The 3616-nt window shown below is 38.0% G+C and carries 5 protein-coding genes; all 5 read left to right on the top strand.

Annotation, left to right across the window (positions count from 1 at the left end; translation table 11 throughout):
- Positions 1-189 (top strand): hypothetical protein (locus ACY65O_RS17785; RefSeq protein WP_462222204.1); only part of this gene is annotated, 189 nt, incomplete at its 5' end.
- Between the two features lie 3 nt (positions 190-192).
- Complete coding sequence (locus ACY65O_RS17780; protein WP_462222203.1) at positions 193-780, top strand: HD domain-containing protein; 588 nt, start codon at positions 193-195, stop codon at positions 778-780.
- A 162-nt stretch (positions 781-942) separates the two neighbouring features.
- Positions 943-1464: an HAD-IA family hydrolase gene (locus tag ACY65O_RS17775; RefSeq protein ID WP_462222202.1), complete on the top strand. Its 522-nt coding sequence runs from the start codon at positions 943-945 to the stop codon at positions 1462-1464.
- A gap of 8 nt (positions 1465-1472) precedes the next feature.
- Positions 1473-2786, top strand: coding sequence for a DUF5690 family protein (locus tag ACY65O_RS17770; RefSeq protein ID WP_462222201.1), 1314 nt, complete (start codon positions 1473-1475; stop codon positions 2784-2786).
- Positions 2762-3616, top strand: an 855-nt coding sequence (locus ACY65O_RS17765) for a TIGR03364 family FAD-dependent oxidoreductase (RefSeq protein WP_462222200.1), incomplete at its 3' end; no start/stop codon positions are given. The genes ACY65O_RS17770 and ACY65O_RS17765, both read left to right, overlap by 25 nt.

Genomic DNA, 3616 nt, shown 5'->3' with positions numbered 1-3616 from the left:
GATAACCGTATTGGTAAAAATGGTACAGCAGGCTGGCAGGTAATTAATCTATATGCTGGGTATAAATTATCAAGCTTTAATTTCAATATTGGGCTACAAAATTTATTGAATGAAGATTACCGAACCCATGGCAGCGGCATTAATGGAGTAGGCCGCAGTGGTTGGTTTACAGTAGCAATAAAATTTTAAAATATGTCTACGGACGAAATTGTACAAACTGCAGAGGAGATTATTTTTTTGTATAAAATTCATGGTAACGAAGACTATATTGGCGAACCTGTTAGCCAGATAGAACACATGTGCCAGTGTGCACAGCTGGCAGAGGCTAGTGGTGCAGAGGATGATGTGATACTGGCAGCATTTTTTCACGATATTGGCCACCTCTGTGAATTTGCTTTTCCCGAAAAAAGAATTGAATACATGGAAAATGTGGGTGTGGTAGATCATGAAAAATTAGGAGCTGAATATTTATTAAGTAAAGGTTTTTCTAAAAAAATTGCAAAGCTGGTGCAAAGCCATGTGGCTGCGAAGCGTTACCTCACTTATCACTATCCGGAATACTATAATAAATTATCCGAAGCCAGTAAAAAAACACTGGAATTTCAGGGGGGAGTAATGACACCCGAAGAAGCTATGTCTTTTGAAGAAGACGATTTGTTTGATCAGTATGTTGCTATCCGTCGCTGGGATGATCTTGCAAAAAAAACAGAAGAATCACTACCCGATTTATCGTATTACAAACAACTGATAATAGAGCATCTTTCATTACAGAACAATTAATTTCAAAATAAGGATATGATTAAAATGGTTGTATTTGATATGGCCGGCACCACTGTAGACGAAAATAATATAGTGTATAAAACTTTGCAATAAGTTATCAATGATGCAGGTTTTAATTTTTCATTAGAACAAGTACTTGCAGCAGGTGCTGGTAAAGAAAAATTGCAGGCCATAAAAGATATTATTGCATTAGAGGTTGCTGAACCTGATGATGCAAATGCTAATAAAATATACAATTTGTTTGTTGATGAACTTGCAACTGCCTACGATAGTTTTGAATTAAAACCACAGCCTGCTGCAGAAGAAACTTTTCAATTGTTAAGAGATAGAAATATTTTGGTGGTATTAAACACTGGCTATAACGAAAAAACCGCCGTGGGCATTTTAGAAAAACTACGTTGGGAAACCGGCCAACAAATTGATGGATTAATTACAGCAAGTGATGTACAAAATAACCGGCCCAATCCTGATATGATTTTACTGTCTATGCAAAAATTTGGGATTGAAAATGCAAACGACGTGGTTAAAGTTGGCGATTCTATTATTGATATAGAAGAAGGAAAAAATGCAGGCTGCAGTATTACTATTGGTATAACTACTGGCGCCCACACTTACCAGCAATTAGCATCAGCCAACCCCAATAAAATCATTAATAATTTAAGTGAACTCCTGCCATTAATTTAATAGGTTTTATGCCTGCAGCAATTTCGTTAACACATCACAACTATAACCGCAATTGGTTAAACAGGCAACCGGTTGCGCTGGTCATTTATATTTCTTTATGCGCTTTTGTAATTTACAGCAGCATGTATGGTTTTAGAAAACCTTACACAGTTGCCTTATATGATAAAATATTCTTTCTCGGTATTTCTTACAAAGTTTGTTTGGTAATTGCACAGGTACTGGGTTATATGTGCAGCAAATTTTATGGCATTAAATTTATTGCAGGCATGCAGCCTGGCCGACGGGCTACTTATATTTTATTATTTATAGTAATTGCATGGGTATCGTTATTGTTGTTTGCAATAATTCCACCGCCTTATAATATCATTTGCATGTTTATCAATGGCCTGCCACTGGGCATGGTGTTTGGTTTGGTATTTGGTTTTTTAGAAGGCAGAAAAACAACCGAATTGATGGGTGCCATTTTAGCCACCAGTTTTATTTTTGCATCCGGCCTGGCCAAAACCATTGGCAAATGGTTAATACTCGATTTTAATTTTACCGATTGGTGGATGCCTTTTGCCACAGGGGCTATTTTTATTGTACCCCTTTTTATTGGCGTGTGGTTGCTAAACCAGGCGCCGCCGCCTAACGCAAATGATATTGCTCATCGTACCATCCGCAAACCAATGACTGCCCCCGAAAGAAAAAAATTCATTCGGCAGTTTGGCTTTTCATTAGTACCCATAATAATTGCCTACGCCATCTTTACCATTGTAAGAGATTTTATTGAAGACTTTGGTAACGAATTATGGATAGAAACCGGGTATCAAAACAATGCTTCCATTTTTGCAAAAACAAATACTGTTATTTCATTAATTGCCTTAGTAATTGTTGCTGGTTTCTTTTTAATAAAAAATAATTATAAAGCTTTCAGGCTTTGTCATTTTTTAGTAATGGCAGGCGTAATTGTTGCTGTGGCCGTTACTGTATTTTTTAATGCCGGGCTAATTACACCCTTTACATGGATGCTTTTTGCAACCACAGGTTTGTATTTGGCCTACCTGCCTTTTAATTGTATTTATTTCGAACGCATGTTATCCACGTATAAAATTGAAGGCAATGTTGGCTTTGTAATGTACATGGCAGATGCCTTTGGCTACCTGGGTACAGTGGCCGTGTTATTAATAAAAGAATTTATACCGATAAAGTATAACTGGGTAAATTTTTTCTCTTTTCTTTTTTATGCTGCCGGTATTGCGGGAGTGGTATTAATCTCCATAAGTTTAAGTACACACAGTAAATTATATAAAAAATTATGCAACAAAAATCAGCTATCGTAATTGGTGCAGGCATTGTGGGTCTTGCCAGTGCAAGGGCATTAGCACAAAAAGGTTTTACCGTAAAAGTATTCGATTGTCATCCGCAGGCGGTGGGTGCATCGGTACGCAATTTCGGAATGCTGTGGCCCATTGGCCAGCCCCCGGGCACATTATACAACCGGGCTATACGCAGCCGTGATATTTGGAAAACCATTGCACTTGATACCGGCATCTGGTATCAAGAAAGCGGCAGCCTCCATTTAGCATACAACAAAGAAGAATGGCAGGTATTGCAGGAATTAGAAACCATTTTTAAAAAAGAAAAAAGAAATGTTGTTCTTTTAGATAAAAATAAAATAGCCGAAAAATACGAACAGGTAAACCCTGATAATTTATTGGGTGGTTTATACAGTGCTGATGAAATGCTGATAGACCCACGGGAAGCTATAGCCGCACTACCTGATTACCTGGAAGAAAAGTACGGAGTGGAATTTTACTGGAATAGTTGTGTAAGTTATATAAGCGACCAAACTGTGTATATTGGCAACGAAGTAGAATACGAAGCCGATATAATCTTTGTATGCAGCGGTGCCGATTTTGAAACGCTTTATCCCGAAGAATTTTCAAAACTGCCCATCACCAAATGTAAATTACAAATGTTGCGTACGGTTCCCATGCCCGAACGCTATCGTATTAAAACAGCTATTTGCGGCGGCTTATCTTTATTGCATTACAGCAGTTTTAAAGCAGCGCCCTCGCTGCCGGTATTGCAAAAAAAGATGGCCGAAGAAATGAAGCCGTATCTGGATTTGGGCATTCATGTAATGGCCGCACAAAACGGTAAAGGCGAA

The organism is Ferruginibacter sp., assembly GCF_031430955.1.
Classification (GTDB): Bacteria; Bacteroidota; Bacteroidia; order Chitinophagales; family Chitinophagaceae; genus Ferruginibacter.
The sequence above is the reverse complement of the archived record's forward strand: the minus strand, read 5'-3'. Positions and strand labels throughout refer to the sequence as shown.

What these genes read in the sequence shown, in the direction of transcription:
- ACY65O_RS17780 (WP_462222203.1), top strand. Translation starts at nt 193, where the DNA reads ATGTCTACGGACGAAATTGTACAAACTGCAGAGGAGATTATTTTTTTG.
- ACY65O_RS17770 (WP_462222201.1), top strand. Translation starts at nt 1,473, where the DNA reads ATGCCTGCAGCAATTTCGTTAACACATCACAACTATAACCGCAATTGG.